Source organism: Pseudomonas sp. WSY_20 (genome assembly GCF_043104335.1).
Lineage (GTDB): Bacteria > Pseudomonadota > Gammaproteobacteria > Pseudomonadales > Pseudomonadaceae > Aquipseudomonas > Aquipseudomonas parafulva_B.
On the sequence record NZ_JBICKP010000041.1, the window covers coordinates 60,027 to 80,937 of the forward strand.

At 61.9% G+C, this 20,911-nt stretch carries 22 protein-coding genes and 1 riboswitch; of the genes, 10 read left to right on the forward strand and 12 right to left on the reverse strand.

Going from position 1 to position 20,911, the window contains the following annotated elements:
• Positions 1–16 precede the first annotated feature (16 nt).
• The 8 genes from ACF8E5_RS11030 to ACF8E5_RS11065 all read right to left on the reverse strand — a co-directional run bounded on the left by ACF8E5_RS11030 (position 17) and on the right by ACF8E5_RS11065 (position 9,186).
• Positions 17–979: a D-glycerate dehydrogenase gene (locus ACF8E5_RS11030; RefSeq protein WP_197844615.1), complete on the reverse strand. Its 963-nt coding sequence runs from the start codon at positions 977–979 to the stop codon at positions 17–19.
• Positions 976–2,280 carry an MFS transporter gene (locus ACF8E5_RS11035; RefSeq protein ID WP_392475267.1) on the reverse strand — a complete coding sequence of 435 codons (1,305 nt, stop codon included), beginning with the start codon at positions 2,278–2,280 and terminating at the stop codon, positions 976–978. Before ACF8E5_RS11035 ends, ACF8E5_RS11030 begins: the two co-directional genes overlap by 4 nt.
• Positions 2,281–2,323: 43 nt before the next feature.
• Positions 2,324–3,289 carry a sugar kinase gene (locus ACF8E5_RS11040; RefSeq protein WP_326383478.1) on the reverse strand — a complete coding sequence of 322 codons (966 nt, stop codon included), beginning with the start codon at positions 3,287–3,289 and terminating at the stop codon, positions 2,324–2,326.
• Positions 3,282–4,070 carry a sugar phosphate isomerase/epimerase family protein gene (locus ACF8E5_RS11045; RefSeq protein ID WP_392475268.1) on the reverse strand — a complete coding sequence of 263 codons (789 nt, stop codon included), beginning with the start codon at positions 4,068–4,070 and terminating at the stop codon, positions 3,282–3,284. The genes ACF8E5_RS11040 and ACF8E5_RS11045 overlap by 8 nt, the downstream gene beginning before the upstream one ends.
• 74 nt (positions 4,071–4,144) lie before the next feature.
• Positions 4,145–5,164, reverse strand: a complete 1,020-nt coding sequence (locus ACF8E5_RS11050) for a LacI family DNA-binding transcriptional regulator (protein ID WP_058637741.1) — start codon at positions 5,162–5,164, stop codon at positions 4,145–4,147.
• 176 nt (positions 5,165–5,340) lie between these two features.
• On the reverse strand, positions 5,341–6,642 hold the full coding sequence (locus tag ACF8E5_RS11055) for a c-type cytochrome (RefSeq protein ID WP_392475269.1): 1,302 nt from the start codon (positions 6,640–6,642) through the stop codon (positions 5,341–5,343).
• A gap of 12 nt (positions 6,643–6,654) precedes the next feature.
• Positions 6,655–8,439, reverse strand: coding sequence for a GMC family oxidoreductase (locus tag ACF8E5_RS11060; RefSeq protein WP_058637743.1), 1,785 nt, complete (start codon positions 8,437–8,439; stop codon positions 6,655–6,657).
• A gap of 3 nt (positions 8,440–8,442) precedes the next feature.
• Positions 8,443–9,186 carry a gluconate 2-dehydrogenase subunit 3 family protein gene (locus ACF8E5_RS11065; protein ID WP_078478601.1) on the reverse strand — a complete coding sequence of 248 codons (744 nt, stop codon included), beginning with the start codon at positions 9,184–9,186 and terminating at the stop codon, positions 8,443–8,445.
• A 171-nt stretch (positions 9,187–9,357) separates the two neighbouring features.
• Here ACF8E5_RS11065 and alkB point away from each other — a divergent pair, with 171 nt between their 5' ends.
• On the forward strand, positions 9,358–10,005 hold the full coding sequence (gene alkB / locus ACF8E5_RS11070; RefSeq protein WP_196126073.1) for a DNA oxidative demethylase AlkB: 648 nt from the start codon (positions 9,358–9,360) through the stop codon (positions 10,003–10,005).
• A 142-nt stretch (positions 10,006–10,147) separates the two neighbouring features.
• Entirely contained in the window at positions 10,148–10,435 is a 288-nt protein-coding gene (locus tag ACF8E5_RS11075) for a hypothetical protein (protein ID WP_145257383.1), read from the forward strand.
• A 33-nt stretch (positions 10,436–10,468) separates the two neighbouring features.
• On the opposite strand, the gene ACF8E5_RS11080 is transcribed toward ACF8E5_RS11075, so the two are convergent.
• From ACF8E5_RS11080 to ACF8E5_RS11095, 4 genes are all read right to left on the reverse strand, one after another.
• Positions 10,469–10,729, reverse strand: a complete 261-nt coding sequence (locus ACF8E5_RS11080; RefSeq protein WP_058605004.1) for a DUF1652 domain-containing protein — start codon at positions 10,727–10,729, stop codon at positions 10,469–10,471.
• A gap of 217 nt (positions 10,730–10,946) precedes the next feature.
• On the reverse strand, positions 10,947–11,810 hold the full coding sequence (locus ACF8E5_RS11085; protein WP_392475270.1) for a pirin family protein: 864 nt from the start codon (positions 11,808–11,810) through the stop codon (positions 10,947–10,949).
• Positions 11,811–11,855: 45 nt separating this feature from the next.
• Positions 11,856–12,776, reverse strand: a complete 921-nt coding sequence (locus ACF8E5_RS11090; RefSeq protein ID WP_392475271.1) for an alpha/beta fold hydrolase — start codon at positions 12,774–12,776, stop codon at positions 11,856–11,858.
• A 20-nt stretch (positions 12,777–12,796) separates the two neighbouring features.
• A complete protein-coding gene (locus ACF8E5_RS11095) occupies positions 12,797–13,420 on the reverse strand; it encodes a LysE family translocator (protein ID WP_058637746.1) in 624 nt (207 codons plus the stop codon).
• Between the two features lie 134 nt (positions 13,421–13,554).
• Here ACF8E5_RS11095 and ACF8E5_RS11100 point away from each other — a divergent pair, with 134 nt between their 5' ends.
• The 8 genes from ACF8E5_RS11100 to ACF8E5_RS11135 all read left to right on the forward strand — a co-directional run bounded on the left by ACF8E5_RS11100 (position 13,555) and on the right by ACF8E5_RS11135 (position 20,893).
• Complete coding sequence (locus tag ACF8E5_RS11100; protein ID WP_058605007.1) at positions 13,555–14,034, forward strand: GNAT family N-acetyltransferase; 480 nt, start codon at positions 13,555–13,557, stop codon at positions 14,032–14,034.
• Positions 14,035–14,088: 54 nt separating this feature from the next.
• A riboswitch (cobalamin riboswitch) is annotated at positions 14,089–14,312 on the forward strand.
• A gap of 87 nt (positions 14,313–14,399) precedes the next feature.
• Positions 14,400–14,591, forward strand: coding sequence for a CbtB-domain containing protein (locus ACF8E5_RS11105; protein ID WP_058637748.1), 192 nt, complete (start codon positions 14,400–14,402; stop codon positions 14,589–14,591).
• Between the two features lie 9 nt (positions 14,592–14,600).
• Positions 14,601–15,293, forward strand: coding sequence for a CbtA family protein (locus tag ACF8E5_RS11110; RefSeq protein ID WP_392475272.1), 693 nt, complete (start codon positions 14,601–14,603; stop codon positions 15,291–15,293).
• On the forward strand, positions 15,290–15,676 hold the full coding sequence (locus tag ACF8E5_RS11115) for a cobalamin biosynthesis protein (protein ID WP_392475273.1): 387 nt from the start codon (positions 15,290–15,292) through the stop codon (positions 15,674–15,676). Before ACF8E5_RS11110 ends, ACF8E5_RS11115 begins: the two co-directional genes overlap by 4 nt.
• Before the next feature lie 34 nt (positions 15,677–15,710).
• Positions 15,711–16,457: a precorrin-4 C(11)-methyltransferase gene (gene cobM / locus ACF8E5_RS11120; protein WP_058637751.1), complete on the forward strand. Its 747-nt coding sequence runs from the start codon at positions 15,711–15,713 to the stop codon at positions 16,455–16,457.
• Between the two features lie 63 nt (positions 16,458–16,520).
• On the forward strand, positions 16,521–16,763 hold the full coding sequence (locus ACF8E5_RS11125; protein ID WP_197844624.1) for a DUF1272 domain-containing protein: 243 nt from the start codon (positions 16,521–16,523) through the stop codon (positions 16,761–16,763).
• A 220-nt stretch (positions 16,764–16,983) separates the two neighbouring features.
• A complete protein-coding gene (locus tag ACF8E5_RS11130) occupies positions 16,984–17,598 on the forward strand; it encodes a response regulator (RefSeq protein ID WP_392475274.1) in 615 nt (204 codons plus the stop codon).
• Positions 17,599–17,611: 13 nt separating this feature from the next.
• Positions 17,612–20,893 carry a transporter substrate-binding domain-containing protein gene (locus ACF8E5_RS11135; protein ID WP_392475283.1) on the forward strand — a complete coding sequence of 1,094 codons (3,282 nt, stop codon included), beginning with the start codon at positions 17,612–17,614 and terminating at the stop codon, positions 20,891–20,893.
• The last annotated feature ends 18 nt before the right edge of the window (positions 20,894–20,911 follow it).

A 20,911-nucleotide genomic window follows, 5' to 3' on the forward strand; every position in this document is an offset into this window, starting at 1 on the left:
CCTCAGCGGCGGCGCATCAGCCGTTGACCGCGTTGGCTGGGCGTCTACCCGCTAGCGCGGCGAGCATGTTGTCCACGGCGCAACGCGCCATCGCTTGCCGGGTGTCTTCGGTGGCCGAACCTATGTGCGGGGTGGCCACCACGTTAGCCAGCCGCAGCAAAGGCGAGTCGACCGCCAATGGCTCCTGAACGAACACATCCAGGCCCGCGCCGCGGATGCGCCGTGTTTCGAGGGCATCGATCAGCGCCTGTTCGTCCACGACACGCCCTCGGGAGATATTGATCAGGATGGCCGCAGGTTTCATAAGCGCCAGTTCCTTGCGCCCGATCAGCCCCTCGGTAGCTGCGCTCAACGGGACGGTGAGGCAGACGAAATCTGCCTGCGCCAATAGCGCGTCCAGCGCAACGCGTCTGGCCCCGTAGCGGGCCTCGACGTCAGGCTTGGGTCGCTGGCTGTGGTAGATCACCTGCATGCCGAAACCCGCGGCCGCCCGCCGCGCCAGTGCTTCGCCGATACGCCCCATGCCGACGATGCCCAGCGTCTTGCCGTGTACGTCGCTGCCGAACTGCGCAGGGCCAAGGCTTGATTGCCAATGACCATCGCGCACCCAGTTGGCCAGTTCCACCACCCGCCTGGCCGTGGCCAGGATCAGTGCGAAGCCAGTGTCGGCCGTGGTTTCGGTCAACACATCGGGCGTATGGGTGAGCACGATGCCGCGTCGATCAAGGTCGGCGATGTCGTAGTTGTCCACCCCCACCGACACACTGGAAATGACCTCAAGCTCGGGCGCCAGGTCGAGCAGGCTGGCATCCAGGCGCAAACTGGCGCCTAGCAGGCCGTGGGCGCCGGGCAGCGCATCACGCAAGCGCGCCACCCCATCGGGGCGGGCCAGGTCGACGGTGATGACCTCTGCCGCGGCCTGAAGGCGCGCGAGCAAGTCGTGGGACAACGCCTTGTACAACACGATGCGTTTTTTCATGTTGGGTTCCTGAAGGGGGTGACCGGACGCAGGCAAGGCGTCTTGGCGCGCCCGGAGGTGGTTGAGTTGTTCAGTGCTGCGGTCAGGGCAACGGCACACAGCAGCGCGCCACACATGAACAGGTACGACGCTGCGGGGCTACCCGTGGCGCCGTTGAGGTATCCCACCAGCCACGAGCCACCGAATGAGCCCAGCGCGCCCATGCTGTTGATCAAGGCCATGGCGCCACCGGCCACGTTGGCCGGCAGAATCTCGGGCACGATTGCGAAGAACGGACCGTAGGGGGCATACATGCAGGCCCCGGCGACCACCAGCAGGGCGTACGACAACCAGAAGTGTTCGGTCCCCAATGCGTAGGAGCCGTAGAAAGCGAGCGCCGCCACCAGCAGCGGTGGCCACACGAAGCGCTTGCGCCGTTGCATCCGATCAGAGGCCCAGGAGACGCCCACCATGGCGATCACCGCCGCCAGGTAAGGCACCGAGGCCAGCCAGCCGGCCTCGACGATGTCGACGTTGGCCGCCTGCTTGAGGATCGAGGGCAGCCACAGCACGAAGCCATATACGCCAATGCTCCAGCAGAAATACTGCAGTGACAGGATGATCACCTGCGGCGAGCGAAACGCCTCACGGTAGTTCTTGACCGGCTTGATGCCCTGCTGCTCTGCTGCCAGTGCCTGTTGCAGATCATTTTTCTCCTGCTCGCTCAGCCAGGAAACCTGCGCAGGCCGGTCATCGACCAGGCGCCACCAGCAAAACGCCCAGATCACCGCCGGCAAGCCTTCGATGATGAACATCCAGCGCCAGTCGAAATGCTTGATCAGGTAGCCCGATACCACCGACATCCACAGGATGGTCACTGGGTTGCCCAGCATCAGGAAGGTGTTGGCACGCGAGCGTTCCGCACGGGTGAACCAATGGCACAGGTAGACCAGCATGGCCGGCATCACCGCCGCCTCCACCACGCCCAGCAGAAAACGGATGCCGATCAACATGTACACGTTGCTGACCATGCCGGTCAGCGTGGCCAGCCCACCCCACAGGATCAGGCAGACGAAGATAAGCTTCTTGACGCTGCGCTTTTCGGCATAGATAGCACCCGGCACCTGGAAGAAGAAGTAGCCCAGAAAGAACAGCGCACCCAGTAGTGAGGACAGCACAGGGGTGATGTGCAGGTCTTCGGCCATGCCCGATGCTGCTGCGAAGCCGTAGTTGGCACGGTCCAGGTAGGCAAGGCTGTAGGTGATGAACACGATGGGGATGATGTACCACCAGCGGCGTGGCGCCAGGCTTGTACGTTTCATGGTGAGTTTCTCCTGAGCTTGTTGTTTTTGTGCGACAGGTGATTCAGGCCGTGCGTATTTCAGGGTTATGTGGGAATTCGTATGCCGTCAGGTCCTGCCGGCGCGGCAAGCCCTCCATGTCACCGCGCGACTGCACGGCGCGGCTGCCGCACCAATTGCCACGGGCAACGGCGTGCACGACGGGCTGGCCTTCGAGCAAGGCGCTGAGCACACCGACGGCGAAGGCATCGCCAGCGCCCACGGTGTCGACCACCCATGGCGCGGGTACGGCCGCGACCTGGCCCTCGTCGTTGGCGCTGCGGTAATAGGCGCCCGCCTCGCCCAGCTTGATCACCACCAGGTCCACACCAAGGTCCAGGTAAAAGCCGGCGATCTCGGCAGGTGTCTGACGACCCGTGAGCAGACGCCCCTCCTCCAGCCCCGGCAACACCCAGTTGGCCTGGGCAGCAATGGCGTTGATCTCCTCGATCATGCGCTGCTTGTCGGGCCATAGCGTCGGGCGCAGGTTGGGGTCGAATGAGATGGTGCGACCGGCTGTGCGCATCTGGCTGACCAACGCCTGGGCCAGCGTCCGACAGCCATCCGACAGCGCCAGCGAAATGCCGGTTACATGCAGGTGGCCCGCGCTCAGCCAGGCAGGATCCAGCATCGAAGCACTCATGTGGCTGGCTGCCGAGCCACGCCGGAAATACTCGACGACCGGATCACTGCCGTCATCGCAGCGCGCCTTCAGTTGAAAACCCGTAGGATGAATGGGGTCAACCTGCACATCCGCGCAGTCGAGCCCTTCTGCACGCAAGCTGTCGAGCACGAAGCGCCCCAGCGAGTCGTTGCCTACCCGGCTGATCCAGCGCACCCCAAAGCCAAGCCGCGACAACCCGATGGCGACATTGCTGTCGGCGCCGGCAATGCGTTTGCCGAACCGCCCGACCTGTGCAAGATCCCCCACATCGTCGGCCACGAACATGGCCATGGTCTCGCCGAAGCACAACACGTCATGATCAGGCATGGCTCAGCTCCCGTGCGTGATGGCGCGCACCCAGTGCGGACAGTTGACGTACATGGCTGCGCGTTACGGTCAACAAGTCTTCGCCGAGCAGCGGGTATTCGACCGCGCGTACCACCCCAGGTGTGAAATGGGCCAGTATCTGCTGCCAGTGCTCAAGGTCGGGCGCCTGAGGTGCCGCGGCAGCCAAGCGCCCGGTGGCATGGCGTATCACTGCCTTGCAATGCACGTACTCCACCCAACGTCCAAGCCGGTTGGCGGCCTCCAGCACAGGCTCCTCCAGCCACTGCCAGTTGCCGATGTCGAACGTCATGCCGACGCGCACACCGCATGCCTGTGCCTGTTCGAAGAAACACACGAGCGGCGCTATCCGCCCACCGTGCTCAGTCTGGTCGTTCTCGACCAGCAATACCGGGCCGTCCTCGGACAGCAGCGCCCGCAATGCCCGCATGTCGACGTCACCCCGGTAATGCCCCAGGGACACCTTCACCGCCACAGCTCCAAGTGCCTTGGCGATGCGCAGCTTGGCCTTCAACTCGGGCGCGAGGACCCCTTGGGCGCACCAGAGCTCCAGCGGCGTGGAGTACAGACACTGCAGCCCTGCACCGGCGATGAATGCACCCAGGGCAGTCGGGTCGGGCTGACATGAGAACAACTCCTCACGTAACTCCACGCGGCTTGCCCCGGCGCTGGCCAGCAGATCGATGAACTGCTCCTGGCCGCGGTGTCGGACGAAGTCTGCGCCGTAGCTGGACAGGCTGATGGAAACAGGATTTGCATGCATTGTTATTGTCCTATGAAACCGGTTTCATTTTTAAGCGGCAGGCATCGCGGGCAAGGCCCAGGCCGCCGTTGTGTTCAGCGTGGGTGGGTGGAACCTCGTATGATCAGCGACGCTTTGAAATCGATGCGCCGGGCGACGCCTTGTTCACCGTGCAGGCGACTGAGCAAGTGTTCGAAGGCTGCCATACCGATGCGTTCGGTGGGCTGCGCCAGGGCCGTGATGCCGTTGCCAACCAAGGGATACCAGTCAAGGTCGTCCAATGCGATCACCCCGACCTCACCGAACAGCGCATGCCCGGCCTCGCGCAATGCGGTGGTCACCGCCAGCGTCGCAACACCATTGAGGGTGAAAAGTGCCTTGGGACGGGTGCCGTCGCTCCCCAGGAAGCGGGTGAGCGCTTGCGACAGTTCAGGGCCGGTTGGCACCACCTGGCACTGCATGTCAGCACGGGTTTGGACAAGGGCTGTCAGCGCCTGGACGCGCTCGGCTCGCGAGCTGGTACCGTCCAGCGGCTCGGTAATGGCGAGGATGTTTCGGTAACCACGGGCGTGTAGATGCTCGATACCCTGCTGCATCGCGTGCGCATTGTCCAGGCCGACCAGGTCGGCGTTGAGCTCAGGCAACTGCCGGTCGACCAGCACAATGGGCAGGTCGCGCATGACGGTAAGCAACTCACCCGGGTGGTGGCCCAAGGTGTTCACGATCAGTCCTTCCACGTTGTAAGACTGCAAGGCGCGCAGGTGGTGGCGCTCTTGCTCGTCATCGCGGTTGGTGTTGCACACGACCAGGCTGTAGCCATGCTGGCGGCACGCCGTCTCCACGCCGTGCATAACGGCGACCGAATAGGGGTTGAGAATATCGGCGACCAACATGCCGATCAGCCGTGTCTGCCCGCGCTTGAGCCCGCGCGCCATCTGGTTCGGCCGATAGCCAAGCTGCTCGATCACCTCGCCCAGGCGCTGGGCAGTGGCATCGGCCAGCAATTGGCGATCGCCCCCGATGTACCGGGAAACGGTGGCCTTCGAGACGCCTGCGACACGGGCCACCTCGCTGATGGTGACACGGTCGCGCACTGGCGCGGGTGCTGGGCTCATGATGGGACCTTATGGTTGTTGTGATCATGATGAAACCGGTTTCACTAGAACAAAAACACCTGTGCGCGTCAATCCACCGTTGATCGGGAATCCTCCGTGCCGCTTGTTTCCGGGTAGATACCGTCTTGACCCTCACCTCGCAAGCGCGATTTGAGGGTCGACCGGCTTGCCGGATTTTAATGCTCAGTCACCTGCCCCAGGTCATCACCCGATGTCTGCTTCATGTCGCTCGTGCGCAGCTTTTTCACCGCCTTGACCTCGATAGGCTCCCCCTGGTTACCCCAACTGGTGCGGATGAAGTTGACCACGTCAGTCACCTCCTGATCGCTCAGGCGCCAGCCATAGGCCGGCATGGTGAAGGTCGAGGGCGCAGTGCGGGTCGCAGGCAGGGTCCCGCCCTTGAGGATCAAATGGATCAACGAGGTAGCATCCTGGGTCTGCACCACCGGGTTACCGGCAAGCGCTGGAAAGACGCGCGTGTATCCCTTGCCATCGGTACGGTGGCAGGCGGCGCAATTGTCGATATACACCCCAGCCCCAGGCTTGCTGTCGTCGCCCTTCCACAGCGCATCCGCTACTTGCTGGTCATAGACGTGGGGCGTGTCATTCGGATTGCTGGGCGGCAAGGTCTTCAAGTAGCGCGCGATGGCCGTCAGGTCGGCGTCGCTCATGTACTGCATGCTGTGCTGCACCACATCGCTCATGCCACCGAACACGGCACTGGTGTCACTGCGGCCAGTCTTGAGAAACTGCACCAGTTGCGCCTCGCTCCAACTGCCCAGGCCATCCTTGTGATCGCCTCGCAGATTCTTCGCCACCCAACCTTCGAGCGGCGCGCTGCCGGCCAGGAAGGCATCGCCCTCCTCTGCACTTAATGCTTTTTCCTGCATGGTCAGTGCCCTTGGGGTATGGCAGGCACCGCAGTGGCCCAGGCCTTCGACCAGGTAAGCTCCGCGATCAACCACCGGATCTCGCTCGGGCAATGGCTGCCAGGGTTCAGGGTCCGGGGCGAATACACTGCGCCAGATCGACAACGGCCAACGCATGCTCAAGGGCCAAGGAATGTCCGTGTCCTTGTTCGGCTCCTGCACGGGCGCCACGCCTTTCATGAAGTAGGCGTACAACGCCTGCATGTCGGGTTCGGTCAACCGGGCATAGGACGGGTATGGCATGGCCGGGTACAGCGTACTGCCATCCTTGCGGACCCCATGGCGCAGGGCACGGTCGAAATCTTCGAAACTGTAATGACCAATGCCCTCGGATGAGGGCGTGATATTGGTCGAATAGATCGTGCCGATCGGCGTTTCCATCGGCAACCCGCCTGCGAACGGCTTGCCGTCTTTGGCCGTGTGGCACGCCACACAGTCTCCTGCCCGCGCCAGGTACTCACCCTGGCTGACCAGCGCCGGCTCGTCCTGCGCTGCCTGCGCCGTCATGCCTACACCGATCAGGACGGTGGCGATCAACATTCTGTTCATGCTCATCGCTCCTTACACCGCCACCAGGGGGCCGGGATTCTTCAGGTACCGTTCACGAATGGCCCGCGCCGACCAGTAGGTCAGCGCAGCGACCAGGCCGGTCGGGTTGTAGCCAAGCCCCTGCGGGAATGCCGAGGCCCCAGGCACGAACACGTTGTGCACATCCCAGCACTGCAAATAGCGGTTCAAGGCGCTGGTTTTAGGGTCAGTCCCCATGATCGCCCCACCGTTGAGGTGAGTGGTCTGGTAGGTGGCAGTATTGAAATGCTCGTTCACTTGCTTGCCCAGCACCGCAATGGCCTTGGGGTTCATGGCCTTGGCGATGGCGCTGAGCTTGCCGACCATGAACTGATTCATGCGGATGTCGTTTTCCTGCCAATCGAAGGTCATGCGCAGCAGCGGCAGGCCATAGGCATCACGGTAGGTTGGGTCCAGGTCCAGGTAATTGCCGCGGTAAGACTGGTGCGCGCCGTGCGCATCCATGGAGATCTGATGGGTGTAGTAGTCGGCCGTGGCCTTTTTCCAGGCACTGCCCCAGGCGGGGGTGCCCGGGGGGTTGCCTACACCTGCAATGGGCCGCGTCCCTGCCTGGTTGACCCACATCGGTGAGCCACCGACGAAGCCGTGGGGGCCATGGTCGAAATTGTCGGCGTTGAAGTCGTCGATCGCCACGCCATTGCCACCGGCGCCGATGAAGTTGTTGGTGTGCAAGTCCTTGTCGAAGAAGGCCTTGACGGTGCCCATGTTCTGATAGGCGAAATTGCGCCCGACCACACCCTCATTCTTGACCGGGTCGTAGGGCTTGCCGATGCCAGAAAGCAGCATCAGGCGGACATTGTTGAACTGAAAGGCCGACAGGATCACCAGGTCAGCCGGCTGTTCGACTTCACGGCCCTGGGCGTCGATATAGGTCACGCCGGTCGCACGCTGCTTGCTGTCGTCCAGGTTCACCTTCAGCACATGGGCATTGGGCCTTAGCTCGAAGTGCTCCACCTGGCGCAACGCTGGCAGGATGTTCACGTTGGGCGACGCCTTGGAATACATGTAGCACACGTAGCCGCTGCAGAAGCCGCAGAAATTGCACGGTCCCATCTGAGCGCCATACGGGTTGGTGTAAGGGCCGGATGTGTTGGCCGAGGGCAGGTTGTAAGGGTGATAGCCCAACGACGCGGTGGCCTTCTGGAAAACCTGGGCCGACACCACGTTCTTCTGCGAGGGCAGCGGGAACGGATTGGAGCGGTCTGGGGCAAACGGGTTGCCGCCCTTGCCCTGCCCGACCAGCTCACCCTTGACCGTCCAGGCCTGGCCAGAGGTGCCGAACACCTTCTCGGCAAAGTCGAAGTAGGGTTCCAGTTCTTCGTAGCTGACGCCGAAATCCTGAATGGTCATGTCCTGGGGAATGAACGATTTGCCGTAGCGCTCTTCGTAGTGGCTGCGCATGCGCAGCTCCATCGGGTCGACACGAAAGTGCACCCCCGACCAGTGCAAACCGGCACCGCCCACCCCCTTGCCAGGCAAGAACGCGCCCAGCTGGCGGTACGGCAGCGCTACATCGTTGACGGTATGGCGTATGGTCACCGTTTCCTTGGAAAGGTCCACGAACAGTTTCTTGCGCACGCTGTAGGTCAGCTCGTCGATGACTTGCGGATAACTGCCGTCAGGGTACGTGTCCTGCATGGGCCCGCGCTCCAGCGCAACCACGTGCAGGCCGGCCTCGGTCAGCTCCTTGGCCATGATGGCCCCCGTCCAGCCAAAGCCGACGATCACGGCGTCCACCTTCTTCAATGCATTGGCCATGGCTCAGGCCCTCTCGCCGCGAATGGATACGGGGGGGAACGGGTAGCGCTCGTTGCGCTCGGCCCAATCCATGAAGTCGGCCCGCGCTCCGGGAAAGCCGATGAGCTTCCAGCCGACCATGCCCTGGTTGCCGCCATGCACCGGATCGCAGAAAAAGCCTTCGCGCGTGTTTTGCAGCAGCAGGCTGAAAAATGCCTTGGCCGGCACGTCCTGCAAAGTCAGCTCGCCAGATTCCAGCTGCGCCAGCACCTTGTCCTGCTGCTCGGGGCTGCGCGCGTGGAAGGCTTTGTTACCGTTGGCCAGGCACCATTGGTGAACACCCGCGATACCTAGGCGGTAAATTTGTTGCGGGGTCAGTTGCAATTGATAGCCAAGCTCTGGCGCCGCATCGGCCTTGAACGGACCTTGCATGTACCACAGCCCGCCACTGGCGTAAGCAGTGCCCATCTGGCGGTCGATATACTGCGCAGCGCCGGCCTCGAGGGCCCCAGGCCCTAGCTCGTCGGCTGGAATGAGACGGCTGACCGCTGCTTGGACAAAAGCGAACTCCTCTGGGGTGAAGAACGCAGGATGGTAGGCAGTGGCAGCGGGCTTGGATTCGGGCTGGTCGGGCTGGCGTACCGGCTCGGCCAGTGCGGTGGCACTGCCCAGGCCAATGCCGGTACTGGCCACCGTTACCACTGGTATCAAGGTCAGGGTCTTGCGCAGGAAGTCCCTGCGGGGGTTGTCCGGTACGTGCTCAGACATGTGTAATCCTCATCATCAATCGGCTACCGCGGCCACGGCACGATGAAGACCATTAACAGACGGATGGCGTTCAGAAACGTTTTGAATTAATTGGTGGCTCACCGATAGTGAACACCCATGAACTCCAGCTTTCCTCTGCTGGGTAACAGGCCAACTGGAATACTCAGACTGATGATCCAATCCGATCTGGACCTGTTCGGGGCCCAACCGCAGCACCTGGCACCCTGCACAGTACTGTTGCCAGGCGTCGCGCTGGAAGATGTCGAGCACGTGCTGGATGCGCTTCGCCCGATACTGCGTTGCGCGCCCTGGCGGCACATGCGTACCCCTGGCGGTTTGAACATGGCCGTGGGCCTGACCAACTGCGGCGCACTGGGTTGGATCAGTGACGAACGCGGTTACCGATACAGCCCCGTGGACCCGCTGTCGGGTAGACCCTGGCCGGCGCTGCCGCCTGTACTGCTGACCTTGGCCACGCAGTGCGCTGCGCGTGCAGGGTTCGAGGGCTTCGTACCGGATGCGTGCCTGATCAATCATTACCAGCCAGGTATCCGCCTGAGCCTGCATCAGGACCGCGACGAAAAGGATTTCAGCCAACCCATCGTGTCCCTCTCGTTGGGTTTGCCTGCCGTATTCCTGATGGGTGGATTGCAACGTTCAGACAGAACCCAGCGTATTGCCTTGAATCATGGCGATGTGCTGGTGTGGGGGGGTGAAGACCGTCTACGCTTTCATGGTGTACTGCCCATCAAGCCTGGCGTGCATCCGCGCATGGGCCCGCGCCGCATCAACCTGACGTTTCGCAAGGCAGGCGCCTGAACGCCAACGCAATCGAATTGAACGCATGAAGCAGGATTGAACTCCCATGCAGCCTGCAGCCTCCTCACGTTTCTTCCCTAAAGGAGATCGTCATGACACATCGACATGCCCCAGCACGTACCACGGTCAGAGAGCAGCGTCCATGAGAATGCCAGGCCGCGCTCCTAATGCATCGGTACAACTTGACTACGTCCGCGATACCCTGTTCGGACCCGTGGCGCAAAGTGTCGAGTGCCAGTGCCAGCTCGCACCGCTCAACCTTCAAGGGCGGCCTGCACTGCGCCTGCACATCTGCCCGCCCCTGCCTAACAAGGTGCACCGAGCGCACAGTGTCGCATTCATCTGGGACGGACACAGTTACCATGGCGTTGTCAGAGACCAGGGTAAGTGCGGCGACGGTGGGCTCAACCTTCTGCTCGAACTGCAGTGACGGCCGGTTAGAAGCGTCGGTTGCGCCGCGCTGTCAGGCCAACTTCTTCGAGTACACGGGAGCGCCGTCGCGCATTGCGTGTAATTGGCCGACCAGATTGACCAGGTCCCTGCTGCTGTTGAGGCTGCTGAGCGGGACATCACAAAGCGTGACGGCTTGTGTCAGATCCTGACCATTTCCAAGGCGGATGGTCAGGTGTGCGCCGTCGGCGCAGCTGATTTCACACCGATCTGGCAAGCAGGCCTGCTCGATCATCTGTCGCAGTTCCAGTGTCGATACGCCTATCAGAGACATGGCAGAGCCCTCTTTGGATTAGCTGTGGGTGAATAGGCCTGGGTGTGAGGCACAGGATCACAGGAAGAGGAACCTGTCGGGGCGCATGCAACGATGCGGTATCGAAGTGCTGGGTTCCATCTGCACCTTAGTTGAAGAACACGCCGAGTGCTGGGTAGTTCGAGCCGTATCGAATCGGTGCGACGGGTGGTGGTCAGCGCCCTGGGACGGTGCGCGTTCAGGGCATCCGGCCAAACTTGCCTGACTTGAACGCTTCGATGGACTCGATGATTTCATCCCGCGTGTTCATCACGAAGGGGCCGTATGCCACCACCGGCTCGTCGATAGGCTCGCCGCTCAGCACCAGCACACGAGCGTCCTGCGGGGCTTCAAGCAGCACGTCGGCGCCGTCACGGGCCAATATCGTCACCGAGCACGGGCCAGCCTCACAGACCTGGTTCAGCCGCACACCGCCTTGGAGGCTCACCACTGCAGCCGTGCGGCCTGCCGGGACGGGCAGCACCAGTTTGGCGCCGGCCTCAAGGTTCAGGTCCCACACGTCCATTGGCGTGAAAGTGCGAGCCGGGCCGCTCGCGCCTTGATACTCTCCTGCGATCACACGCAGGCTGCCCACGCCCGCACCCAAGTCCACCGTGGGGATATCGGCGCTGGCCAGAGTCTGATAGCCGGCCGGCGCGCGCTTGAACCGGGCCGGAAGGTTCACCCATAGTTGCACCGACTCCAGCACGCCGCCGCTGCGGGCGAACCCACGTGAATGAAACTCTTCATGAACGATGCCGTCTGCAGCGGTCATCCACTGAACGTCACCCGGTCCTATGACCCCGCCAGCGCCAGTGGAGTCGCGGTGCTCGAGTTCGCCCTGGTACACGATCGTGACCGTCTCGAAACCCCGGTGTGGGTGAGATCCGACCCCGCGGCGCGCCGAGGTGGAGGCAAAGGTGTGGGGGCCGGCGTAATCGAGAAGCAGAAACGGGCTGGTGCGACTGACGTCGTCGTCATAGGTGAACAGGCTGCGGACCGGAAAGCCATCGCCGACCCAGTGCCCGGCAGGGTTGGAACGGGTATTCAAAATCGTCTTCATCGTGCGCTCCTCAACGTGCGGGTGCCACGATAACGTTGCATCGACTCACGGGCTAGCTACCTGGAACGGCCCAGCGTGTTCTATGGGTAGGACGCTGGATCGGAGGAAAGCCAGCACCTCCTGCGCCGCAGCCTCAGGATTTTCCTGCATGAAACAGTGTCCGCCAGCGACCTGCTGCGCACTGACATGAGGGTTGAGCGCTGCCAGCCGTATCGCCGAGGCCTGTACATACGAGTAGGTCTGGCTGCCGTACACCACACGCGTCGGCACGCTGATACGCGCCAGGCTCGACCACAGGTGGGACGGATAGGTACTGAAAATGTCCACTTCGCGGCTTGGACGGCACTTGAGCATTACACCCCCTTCGCCTTCGGCGATCGCGTGCGCCACGTAGGCCTGCAATGCCGCGTCGGTCCAGCCTTTGAAAATGCCCCGCCCTTGCAGGGAAGTCATGGCTGAGGGGCGGTCCGGCCAGGTGCTGCGCCTGCCGGCCGTTTTGCGCGCCAGCGCATGGTGCCGATTCAACCCGAAGCAGGCGGCCAGCTTCATCGAAAACAGCATGCGCCGGCTGAAGATCACCGGGTCGAGTAGCACCGCGCGCTCGAACAGCTGCGGCTCATTGGCCAGCAGCAACCCGGTGAGCACGCCACCGAAGCTATGACCGATGGCAAGCCGGGGTACGTTGCCATACTCAGCCACGTGTGCGCTGAAGGCTTCGGCGGCCAGCGCTGCCGTGCGGTTCCAGCCACGGAATGGGCCGCCGTGGTCACTGTCCCCGTGCCCCTGGACGTCGCTGAGCCAAAGATCGAAGTGCTGGCCCAGGTGCATCAGCAACGGTTGATAGGCCAGCGAGCAGAACCCGTTGCCGTGCAGAACGTGCAGCAGGGGTCGCCCTGCAGGCTCGCTGCGCCAGCCGCGCAGGGTGAACCTTTCGCTACAGTCGTGGGACCACGGTGTCAGTTGCATGATGGGCGCTGCCTTCTGCATCAAGGGTGAAACGCCGATTCTACAAACAGCAGCGGGTAGAGAGAAATGACCAGCAGTGCAGCCATCAGGACATTGAACAGCATCAGCCAGCGCGGGTTCTGCAGCAGACCGCGCAGCGCACTGCCGAACATGACCCATACCCCCACGCTGGGTAGGTTCACCAAAGCGAACAAGGCGGAGATGACCACCACGTTAGCGACGTAGCCTTGCGCCGGGGTATAGGTGGTTATTGCGCCGATGGCCATGACCCAGGCCTTCGGGTTGACCCATTGGAAAGCAGCCGCAGCCCAGAAGCCAATAGGCTTGGGCTCTGCCGCAGAAGCGGTGCCAACCGGCCCTGAGGTGGCGATTTTCCAAGCCAGGTAAAGCAGATAGCCCGCTCCGGCATAGCGCAGTACGGTGTAGAGCGCAGGCCAGGCCTTGAACACCTCTCCCAGGCCCAGGCCGACGGCAAGCACCATGACCATGAACCCTACGCTGACGCCCAGCGCATGTGGCACCGAGCGGCGCACACCGAAATTCACGCCCGAAGCCAATAGCATGGTGTTGTTGGGCCCAGGAGTGATGGAAGAAACGAATGCGAACAGGACGAAGGCGATCAGCAGGTCGAGCGAGGCGAGCATGACGGGTATTCCACTGGGTTCAGGAAAGGGTTCACACTAGCCCAGTGCACGCTTCACCCTTGCAGTACAGATGCAGAGAATTTTGTAGATACACATAGCTGTACCACTCGCAGCCGATAAAGGATAAGCGCTCGGTGAGTCTTGTAATTCGCCCTGCCCTACGCACTGACGCCCAACAGATTCTGGATTTCATTACCGAATTGGCCGAGTACGAGCGCGCCCGCGACGAAGTGCTGGCCACTCCCCAGGACATCGAGCGCAGCCTGTTCGACGCAGGCAGCACCGTTCATTGCCTGATGGCCGAACGTGAGGGCCGTGCGATTGGTTTTGCCATTTACTTCTACAGTTACTCGACCTGGCTTGGGCGCAATGGCATCTACCTGGAAGACCTCTACATCACCCCAAACGACCGTGGCGATGGCGCCGGACGTCAGTTGCTCCGGCACATTGCCAAGCAGGCGGTTGCCCAAGGCTGCGGCCGTCTGGAATGGAGTGTGCTGGATTGGAACGAGCCGGCCATTGGGTTTTATGACGCACTGGGGGCGCAACCGCAGAACGAGTGGCTGCGGTATCGGCTCGATGGTGAGCGGCTAATCGCCTTCGCTCAGCAATGATCGAGCGCTTGCCCGCCTCGCCTGTGCATTTGACGCAGCGCAGCGCTCGTGCTTTTCTATCGCATTGCGTCAGGTGCCCCAAGAGGGTGAAACGGGAAATCGGTGCGTCACAGGCCTGTCAGGCAGGCTTTGACTATTCCGGTGCTGCCCCCGCAACGGTAAGCGAGTGAGGCGTCTTTACCACTGTGCCAGGAAATTCGGCATGGGAAGGTGACGCTGCCCAGGAGATACACTCCTCCTCGCAAGCCCGGAGACCGGCCTGGCGTCCATCAACACCCCGCGGTGGGCGGGCGCTGTCGCATTCCTGCGGGTATCGCCTGCAGCTGCCGCGCCTGCCCGTCCCCAACACGCAGAGGAAGGCGCCAATGCCCATCACAACCCGCCCGCACGTTACCAGCATCGTTGCCCCCGTATCCCTCAGCCAACGCATTGTCGTCGCTGTAAGCGCCAGCCTGCTGGGCTTGTGCCTAGTCTACTTTGCCGGTTTCTCGCACATCGAAGCCGTTCACAACGCTGCGCATGACACCCGGCACAGCGCCGCCTTCCCCTGCCACTGAGTGCCACCCATGATCACGCACATTGCCCGTACGGCGGGCTTCAGCGGACTGCTGGCGGCACTGCTGCTGACCGTGCTGCAAAGTTTGTGGGTCAGCCCGCTGATCCTGGAAGCGGAGACATACGAGGCATCGGCCCCGGCACATGCCCATGCCCATGCCCAAGATACCGAGGCTGCCCATGAGCACAGTGACGAGGCCTGGTCACCCGAAGAGGGTTGGCAGCGCACGCTCTCGACCACCGGCGGCAACCTGGTCGTGGCGGTGGGGTTCGCTTTGATACTGGCTGGCTTGTACAGCCTGCGCCAACCGCGCACCATGGCCAGTGGTGCTGCCTGGGGCCTGGCCGGTTTCGCCGTGTTCTGCCTGGCGCCCACGCTCGGGCTGCCGCCGGAGCTGCCGGGCACCGCTGCGGCGGACTTGGCGCAACGCCAGGTCTGGTGGGCTGGCGCCGCGGGTGCCACGGCCGTGGGCCTGGCACTGCTGGTATTTGCCCGCCACTGGGCCTTGAAGGGGGTGGGCGTCATTGTCCTGCTGCTGCCGCACGTGATGGGTGCTCCTCAGCCTGAAGTGCACCAGAGTTTGGCTCCAGCGGCGCTGGAGACTCAGTTCCAGCTGGCGTCCTGGCTCACCAATGCAGCATTCTGGCTTGCCCTTGGCCTGATCAGCGCAGCGCTGTATCGCCGCTTCAGCCGACCAGAGTGAAGCCGTTCTACGTAGGGTTTGGCTGCCGCAGGGGTTGCCCGATGGACAGCTTGTTGACCTTGCTCGAACAAGGCCTCGCCCAGCGAGGCCTGGACCCTACGCACCTTCACGGTATCGCCAGCATCGATCTCAAGGCGCACGAGCCAGGGCTGCATGCACTGGCCAACCACCTGGCGCTGCCCTTGGTGTTCTACCCTGCACCGCACTTGAATCGCTTCGAAACGCATCTGAGCCATCGCTCAGCCGTCGCCTATGCGCACAGCGGGTGCTGGGGCGTGGCAGAGAGTGCAGCGCTGGCCATGGCTGACCAGTACAATGGCGACCCGCAACTGCTGGTCACGCGTCGAACGCTGGGCCCTGCGACCCTGGCCATCGCTCACTGATCCCGCTCACCCTTGTCAATCATTCAGGAATACCATGACGGTTTACTTCATCGGCGCCGGCCCCGGCGACCCCGAGCTGATCACGGTCAAGGGGCAGCGCCTGATTCGCACCTGCCCTGTCATCATCTATGCCGGCTCTCTGGTCCCCCTTGCCGTTCTGGAAGGCCACTGCGCCGATACCCTGATCAACAGCGCAGAGCTGCACCTCGAGCAGATCATCGATGCCATCGAGTGCGCCCATGCGCAGGGCAAGGATGTCGCGCGTGTGCACAGCGGTGATCCGAGCCTTTATGGCGCCATCGGTGAACAGATCCGCCATCTGCAGCGTCTTGGCATCGACTATCAGATTGTGCCAGGCGTCACCGCCGTGGCTGCCAGCGCCGCGTTACTGGGATGCGAACTGACCTTGCCCGACGTCGCCCAGAGCGTGATCCTGACCCGCTTCGCAGACAGCTCGCCCATGCCAGCCGGCGAGCAGCTGGAGGCGCTTGCGCGCCATGGCACGACGCTAGCCATTCACCTGGGGGTGAAGCACCTGGCACGCATCGTCGAACAGCTACTGCCTCACTACGGTGGCGACTGCCCCGTTGCCGTGGTCTACCGCGCCACTTGGCCGGACCAGAATTGGGTGCGAGGCACACTGGACGACATCGTCGAGCGCGCCACTGTCAAAGGTTATCGCCGCACCGCGTTGATTCTGGTGGGCCGAGTACTGGGCGACACGCCATTCGCCGAATCGGCCCTTTACCGTGCGGGGCATGCGCACCTTTACCGCGTCTAGCTTGCCAGCCAGTTCCGGTCCGGAACACACTGCGTGCAGACAGTCCCGACAGGAATCACGCTTATGCTGGAATTGCGCCCCAACTGCGAGTGTTGTGATGCCGCTCTGCCCGGTGACAGCCTCGATGCCTTCATCTGCTCATTCGAGTGCACCTTTTGCCGAGGCTGTGCGCAGGAACGTTTGCAAGGTCGATGCCCCAACTGCCAGGGGATGCTAGCAGCTCGACCCGCACGGGTTGGCAAATCGTTGATAGAGCACCCTGCATCGTCAGCACGCGTAAGTAAAGTACACACAGCGTGTAGCTGATCTTACGGTTTGGCGGCCAACAATAGGCCAAACGCCGCTGAATCGGCCTCCTTTTTGTAGGAATTTTCAACAGCCCCTTGAGGGTAATTCAACACCTCATATACTCGGCATTACTAAAGTTCGGTAATGGTCGTATCGTGCTGCGCTTCTGACAACCCGCTTACAGAAGTATTCCTGAGTACCTCAGGAGCTGGACCACATCTGAACAGGAGTTTTCCTAATGACCAACGTGCTGATCGTGGAGGACCACCCCATCGTCCGCTTATCTTTGCGCATGCTGCTCGAACATGAACGTTTCAATGTGATCGCAGAAGTGGGCAATGGCAGTGAAGTCGCGCAAGTGGCACGCGAGCTGAAACCGGACGTGGTGATTCTGGACATCGGTTTGCCTGGGCTGGACGGCATGGAAGTCATCAAGCGCCTGCAATCGCTCGATCAGGTGCCCAAAATCATGGTCCTCACCGGCCAGGCAACTGACTTGTATGTACGCCGCTGTCTGGGCGCAGGCATCGGCGCATTCGTGACCAAGGAGGAAGATCACGAAGCCTTGCTGTTCGCGCTCAAGGCCCTGGTAAAAGGCTATTCGACGTTCCCGCAGATGTCGGTCAACAGCAATTCGCTGGAAAGCGAGCCGGTGCGCTTGGCGAGCCTTTCCAACCGCGAAATGGAAGTCCTCAGGCGCCTGGCACGTGGAGAAAGCAACAAGAACATCGGCAGCTGCATGAACCTCAGCGCCAAAACCATCAGCACCTACCGCGGCCGGATCATGGAAAAACTCAAGACCGAGTCACTGGTTGAGATGGTCGATCTCGCCAAGCGTAACCACGTCTACTGAGCGGCGCATGACGATCAAACGCGTGCTGGCGAGCACCGTCCTGCTGATGGTGCTGGCGTGCGCCGTCGCGCAGTCGCTGGCCAGCGAGATGCGCAGTTTGCTGGCCCGTTCAGTAAGTGCCACGCAGCCTTTGAAGCTGCAAACGGCCGAGCGCCAGTGGCTGGACGCCCGCAAGCGCTTGGTGTTGGGCACTTCCCGGCCCGACTATCCGCCATTCGATATCAATGTCAGTCCCAATGACTACGAAGGCCTGACGGCAGATTACGTCGGCATCATTGCAGATTTGTTGGGTATAGCCGTTGAAGTCAAACGTTTCGATAGCCGCTATCAGGCCATAGAGGCGCTGCATGAAGGACGTGTGGACGTGCTGGGCAGCTCCAACAGCTTTGAGGCTGCAGACGCCGGGTTGAGCTTGACTACAGCGTATGCCGATGACCTGCCGGTGATCGTGACCCGGGAAGGCCAGCGCCTTGCACCTGCCCACGACCTTGCAGGGCTGCGTCTGGCCATGGTTGACCATTATCTGCCGGCCAATCGTGCCCGCGCCCTTTATCCGGCAGCGCAACTGATTTTATATCGCTCTACCCAGGCGGGTCTGGCCGCCGTGGCAATGGGCGAAGCCGACGCCTACCTGGGCGATGCTATCAGCACGGACTATCTGATTGGCAAGACATTCAAAGGCGCACTGCGGATCGATCACTTCTCACCGATTGTTCCTGAGGCGTTTGCCTTTGCAGTGGCACGCGATAACGATGCACTGCGTCAACTGCTCGACAAAGCACTGCGCCGGATTGGCGAAAGCGAGCGCCTGGCCATTCTCAAGCGCTGGAGCAACAGCAACACCAGTCTTTTGTTACAGCGCCACCTGAGTGTACTGACCGACGAGGAGCAAGCCTGGATCACGGCTCACCCGGTCGTAGACGTGTTGATCAATCCGGCCTTGGCGCCCTTGACGTTCTACGATGACCAGCAGCGGCCCAGTGGCATAACCCTGGACCTGCTCAAACAAATTACCCTGAGGACCGGACTGCAATTTCATATCAGGCAAGCCGAGTCCGCCCAGTCCATGATCGACCGCCTGGGCCAAGGCGACGCAATGATGATCGGCGCGTTGGGTTACGGCGCCGAACGGTCCAAGCACGTGCGCTTTACACGGCCCTACCTGATCAGCCCGCGTGTGCTCGTTACCCGCGCCGATTACCCGTCGCAGGCCGGTATCCAGCGCTTGGAACCGCAACGAATCGCGTTGATTCGCAGCTCTCCGCAGCGCGCCATGCTGCAACATCGCTACCCCCAGGCCCGGCTTGTCGAAGTCGACAACCCCCTGGACCTGATGGAGGCTGTGGTCAATCGCAGTGTCGATGCCGCTTTGAGCAGCCATATCAATGCAGCGTACTACATCAGTCACGTCTTCAAGAACCGACTCCAGATCGCAAGCATCCTTGACGAAGATCCGGCCGTTGCGGCGTTTGCCGTCGCGGCCGATCAGCCACAATTGCAATCGATCCTGGACAAAGCCTTACTGAGCATAGCGCCCGAAGAACTCGAGCAGTTGATCAATCGCTGGAGGACCAGCACCGTGGTCAGCGACAGCCCATGGCGCAACTACCGAGAACTGGCACTACAGGTGTTGGTCCTTGCGGCGTTGCTGATCGCAGGTGTCGTCTTCTGGAACAGCTACCTGCGCAAACTGATCCAGAAGCGAGTCGAAGCCGAGCGCGCCCTGCAGACACAACTGGCGCTGAGTCGTGGCTTGCTGGAGCAGCTTCGCCATGCCAAGGATGAAGCCGAGCAGGCCAGCCTCATGAAGAGTACGTTCCTGACCACCATGAGCCACGAGATACGCACCCCCATGAATGCCGTGATCGGCTTGTTGGAATTGGCGCTCGAGGACAGTCGCGACGGTCGATGCGATACCCACATGCTCGAGACCGCGCATGAGTCAGCACTGGGTCTGCTAGCGCTGATAGGCGATATTCTTGATATTTCCAGGATCGAATCAGGCCACATCAGTTTGCAGCCGACCCCCACCGACCTGGTGGACCTGGTGCGCGCTACCGTTCGCGTCTTCGAGGGCAATGCGAGGGCCAAGGGCCTTGAGCTTGCCTGTGACCTACCCATTGAACCTGTGTGGGTTCAGGTAGATGCTGCGCGCCTGAAGCAGGTGCTGTCGAACCTGATCAGCAATGCGATCAAGTTCACCGACCGTGGTGAAGTCCACACCTCGATGCACACGTCGTTGCAAGGAGAACGCCAGTGCGTCGAGCTTTGTGTCCGCGACTCGGGTATTGGCATAAGTCCTGCGGACCAGGCGCGTCTGTTCAATGCATTCGTTCAGGTCGACGGGCCCCGTGCGCGCCAGGGCACCGGGCTGGGTCTTGTCATTAGCCGGGCTCTTGCCGAGCTCATGGGCGGTACGCTGACGCTGCAAAGTGTCGAAGGCGTGGGCACCAAGGTACAGATCGTGATGGCCCTGCCCCAGTGCGCCCCTGAGCTCAGTGCCGACAAGCAGGACTCAGCCACGGACCTTGACGTTTGCACGATGAACGTTCTGGTCGTGGACGACTATCCGGCTAACCTGCTGTTGCTTGACCGCCAGTTGCGCGCACTGGGGCATCAGGTAACCCAGGCGCAGAACGGCGAAATCGCGCTGCAACTGTGGCGTGAAGCGCACTTTGACGTGGTGATCACCGACTGCAGCATGCCTGTGATGGACGGTCACGAACTGGCTCGCCGTATCCGTGCTCAAGAACGCCGGCAAGGATTGTCGCCCGTAACGATTCTGGGGGTGACCGCCAATGCCCAGGCCGAGGAGCGGGAGCGATGCCTGGCCAGCGGAATGAATGACTGCCTGTTCAAGCCTATCGGCCTGCACGGCCTCAAAGCACACCTGCCCCAGTTGGCTGGCAAGCCGCAAGCAGCCCCTGCACCTGCCCGGCCCGTTGGCTTGAACCTGGCCGAATTACGTCACTTGACCCGCGACGACGACGATTTGATCCGGCATCTGATCGAGCAGTTGTCGCAAAGCGTGGCCGAAGACCTTGCAACGCTGCGTACGCTTGACGGGCGAGCCTCGGATGGCGCACTCAAGGCGTTGGCTCACCGTATCAAGGGTGGGGCCAAAATGCTCAAGGTACGTCACCTGGTTGCCGACTGCGAAGCGCTCGAGCAGGCGCTTGCAGCGGGTGGTCCTGTAGACGACTTGCGTCGCGTACTCCAGGACACCCTGCAAGTGCTGCTGCAAGACCTGATTGCCACTTTGGAGACGATGCCCAAACCACCAGAGCGGAACTGAAGCGGTCGCATCACTTGG

Bases quoted from the DNA above. Each gene is read 5' to 3' on its own strand.
- ACF8E5_RS11030 (WP_197844615.1), bottom strand. From the start codon at position 979: ATGAAAAAACGCATCGTGTTGTACAAGGCGTTGTCCCACGACTTGCTC.
- ACF8E5_RS11035 (WP_392475267.1), bottom strand. From the start codon at position 2,280: ATGAAACGTACAAGCCTGGCGCCACGCCGCTGGTGGTACATCATCCCC.
- ACF8E5_RS11040 (WP_326383478.1), bottom strand. From the start codon at position 3,289: ATGCCTGATCATGACGTGTTGTGCTTCGGCGAGACCATGGCCATGTTC.
- ACF8E5_RS11045 (WP_392475268.1), bottom strand. From the start codon at position 4,070: ATGCATGCAAATCCTGTTTCCATCAGCCTGTCCAGCTACGGCGCAGAC.
- ACF8E5_RS11050 (WP_058637741.1), bottom strand. From the start codon at position 5,164: ATGAGCCCAGCACCCGCGCCAGTGCGCGACCGTGTCACCATCAGCGAG.
- ACF8E5_RS11055 (WP_392475269.1), bottom strand. From the start codon at position 6,642: ATGAACAGAATGTTGATCGCCACCGTCCTGATCGGTGTAGGCATGACG.
- ACF8E5_RS11060 (WP_058637743.1), bottom strand. From the start codon at position 8,439: ATGGCCAATGCATTGAAGAAGGTGGACGCCGTGATCGTCGGCTTTGGC.
- ACF8E5_RS11065 (WP_078478601.1), bottom strand. From the start codon at position 9,186: ATGTCTGAGCACGTACCGGACAACCCCCGCAGGGACTTCCTGCGCAAG.
- alkB (WP_196126073.1), top strand. From the start codon at position 9,358: ATGATCCAATCCGATCTGGACCTGTTCGGGGCCCAACCGCAGCACCTG.
- ACF8E5_RS11075 (WP_145257383.1), top strand. From the start codon at position 10,148: ATGAGAATGCCAGGCCGCGCTCCTAATGCATCGGTACAACTTGACTAC.
- ACF8E5_RS11080 (WP_058605004.1), bottom strand. From the start codon at position 10,729: ATGTCTCTGATAGGCGTATCGACACTGGAACTGCGACAGATGATCGAG.
- ACF8E5_RS11085 (WP_392475270.1), bottom strand. From the start codon at position 11,810: ATGAAGACGATTTTGAATACCCGTTCCAACCCTGCCGGGCACTGGGTC.
- ACF8E5_RS11090 (WP_392475271.1), bottom strand. From the start codon at position 12,776: ATGCAACTGACACCGTGGTCCCACGACTGTAGCGAAAGGTTCACCCTG.
- ACF8E5_RS11095 (WP_058637746.1), bottom strand. From the start codon at position 13,420: ATGCTCGCCTCGCTCGACCTGCTGATCGCCTTCGTCCTGTTCGCATTC.
- ACF8E5_RS11105 (WP_058637748.1), top strand. From the start codon at position 14,400: ATGCCCATCACAACCCGCCCGCACGTTACCAGCATCGTTGCCCCCGTA.
- ACF8E5_RS11110 (WP_392475272.1), top strand. From the start codon at position 14,601: ATGATCACGCACATTGCCCGTACGGCGGGCTTCAGCGGACTGCTGGCG.
- cobM (WP_058637751.1), top strand. From the start codon at position 15,711: ATGACGGTTTACTTCATCGGCGCCGGCCCCGGCGACCCCGAGCTGATC.
- ACF8E5_RS11125 (WP_197844624.1), top strand. From the start codon at position 16,521: ATGCTGGAATTGCGCCCCAACTGCGAGTGTTGTGATGCCGCTCTGCCC.
- ACF8E5_RS11130 (WP_392475274.1), top strand. From the start codon at position 16,984: ATGACCAACGTGCTGATCGTGGAGGACCACCCCATCGTCCGCTTATCT.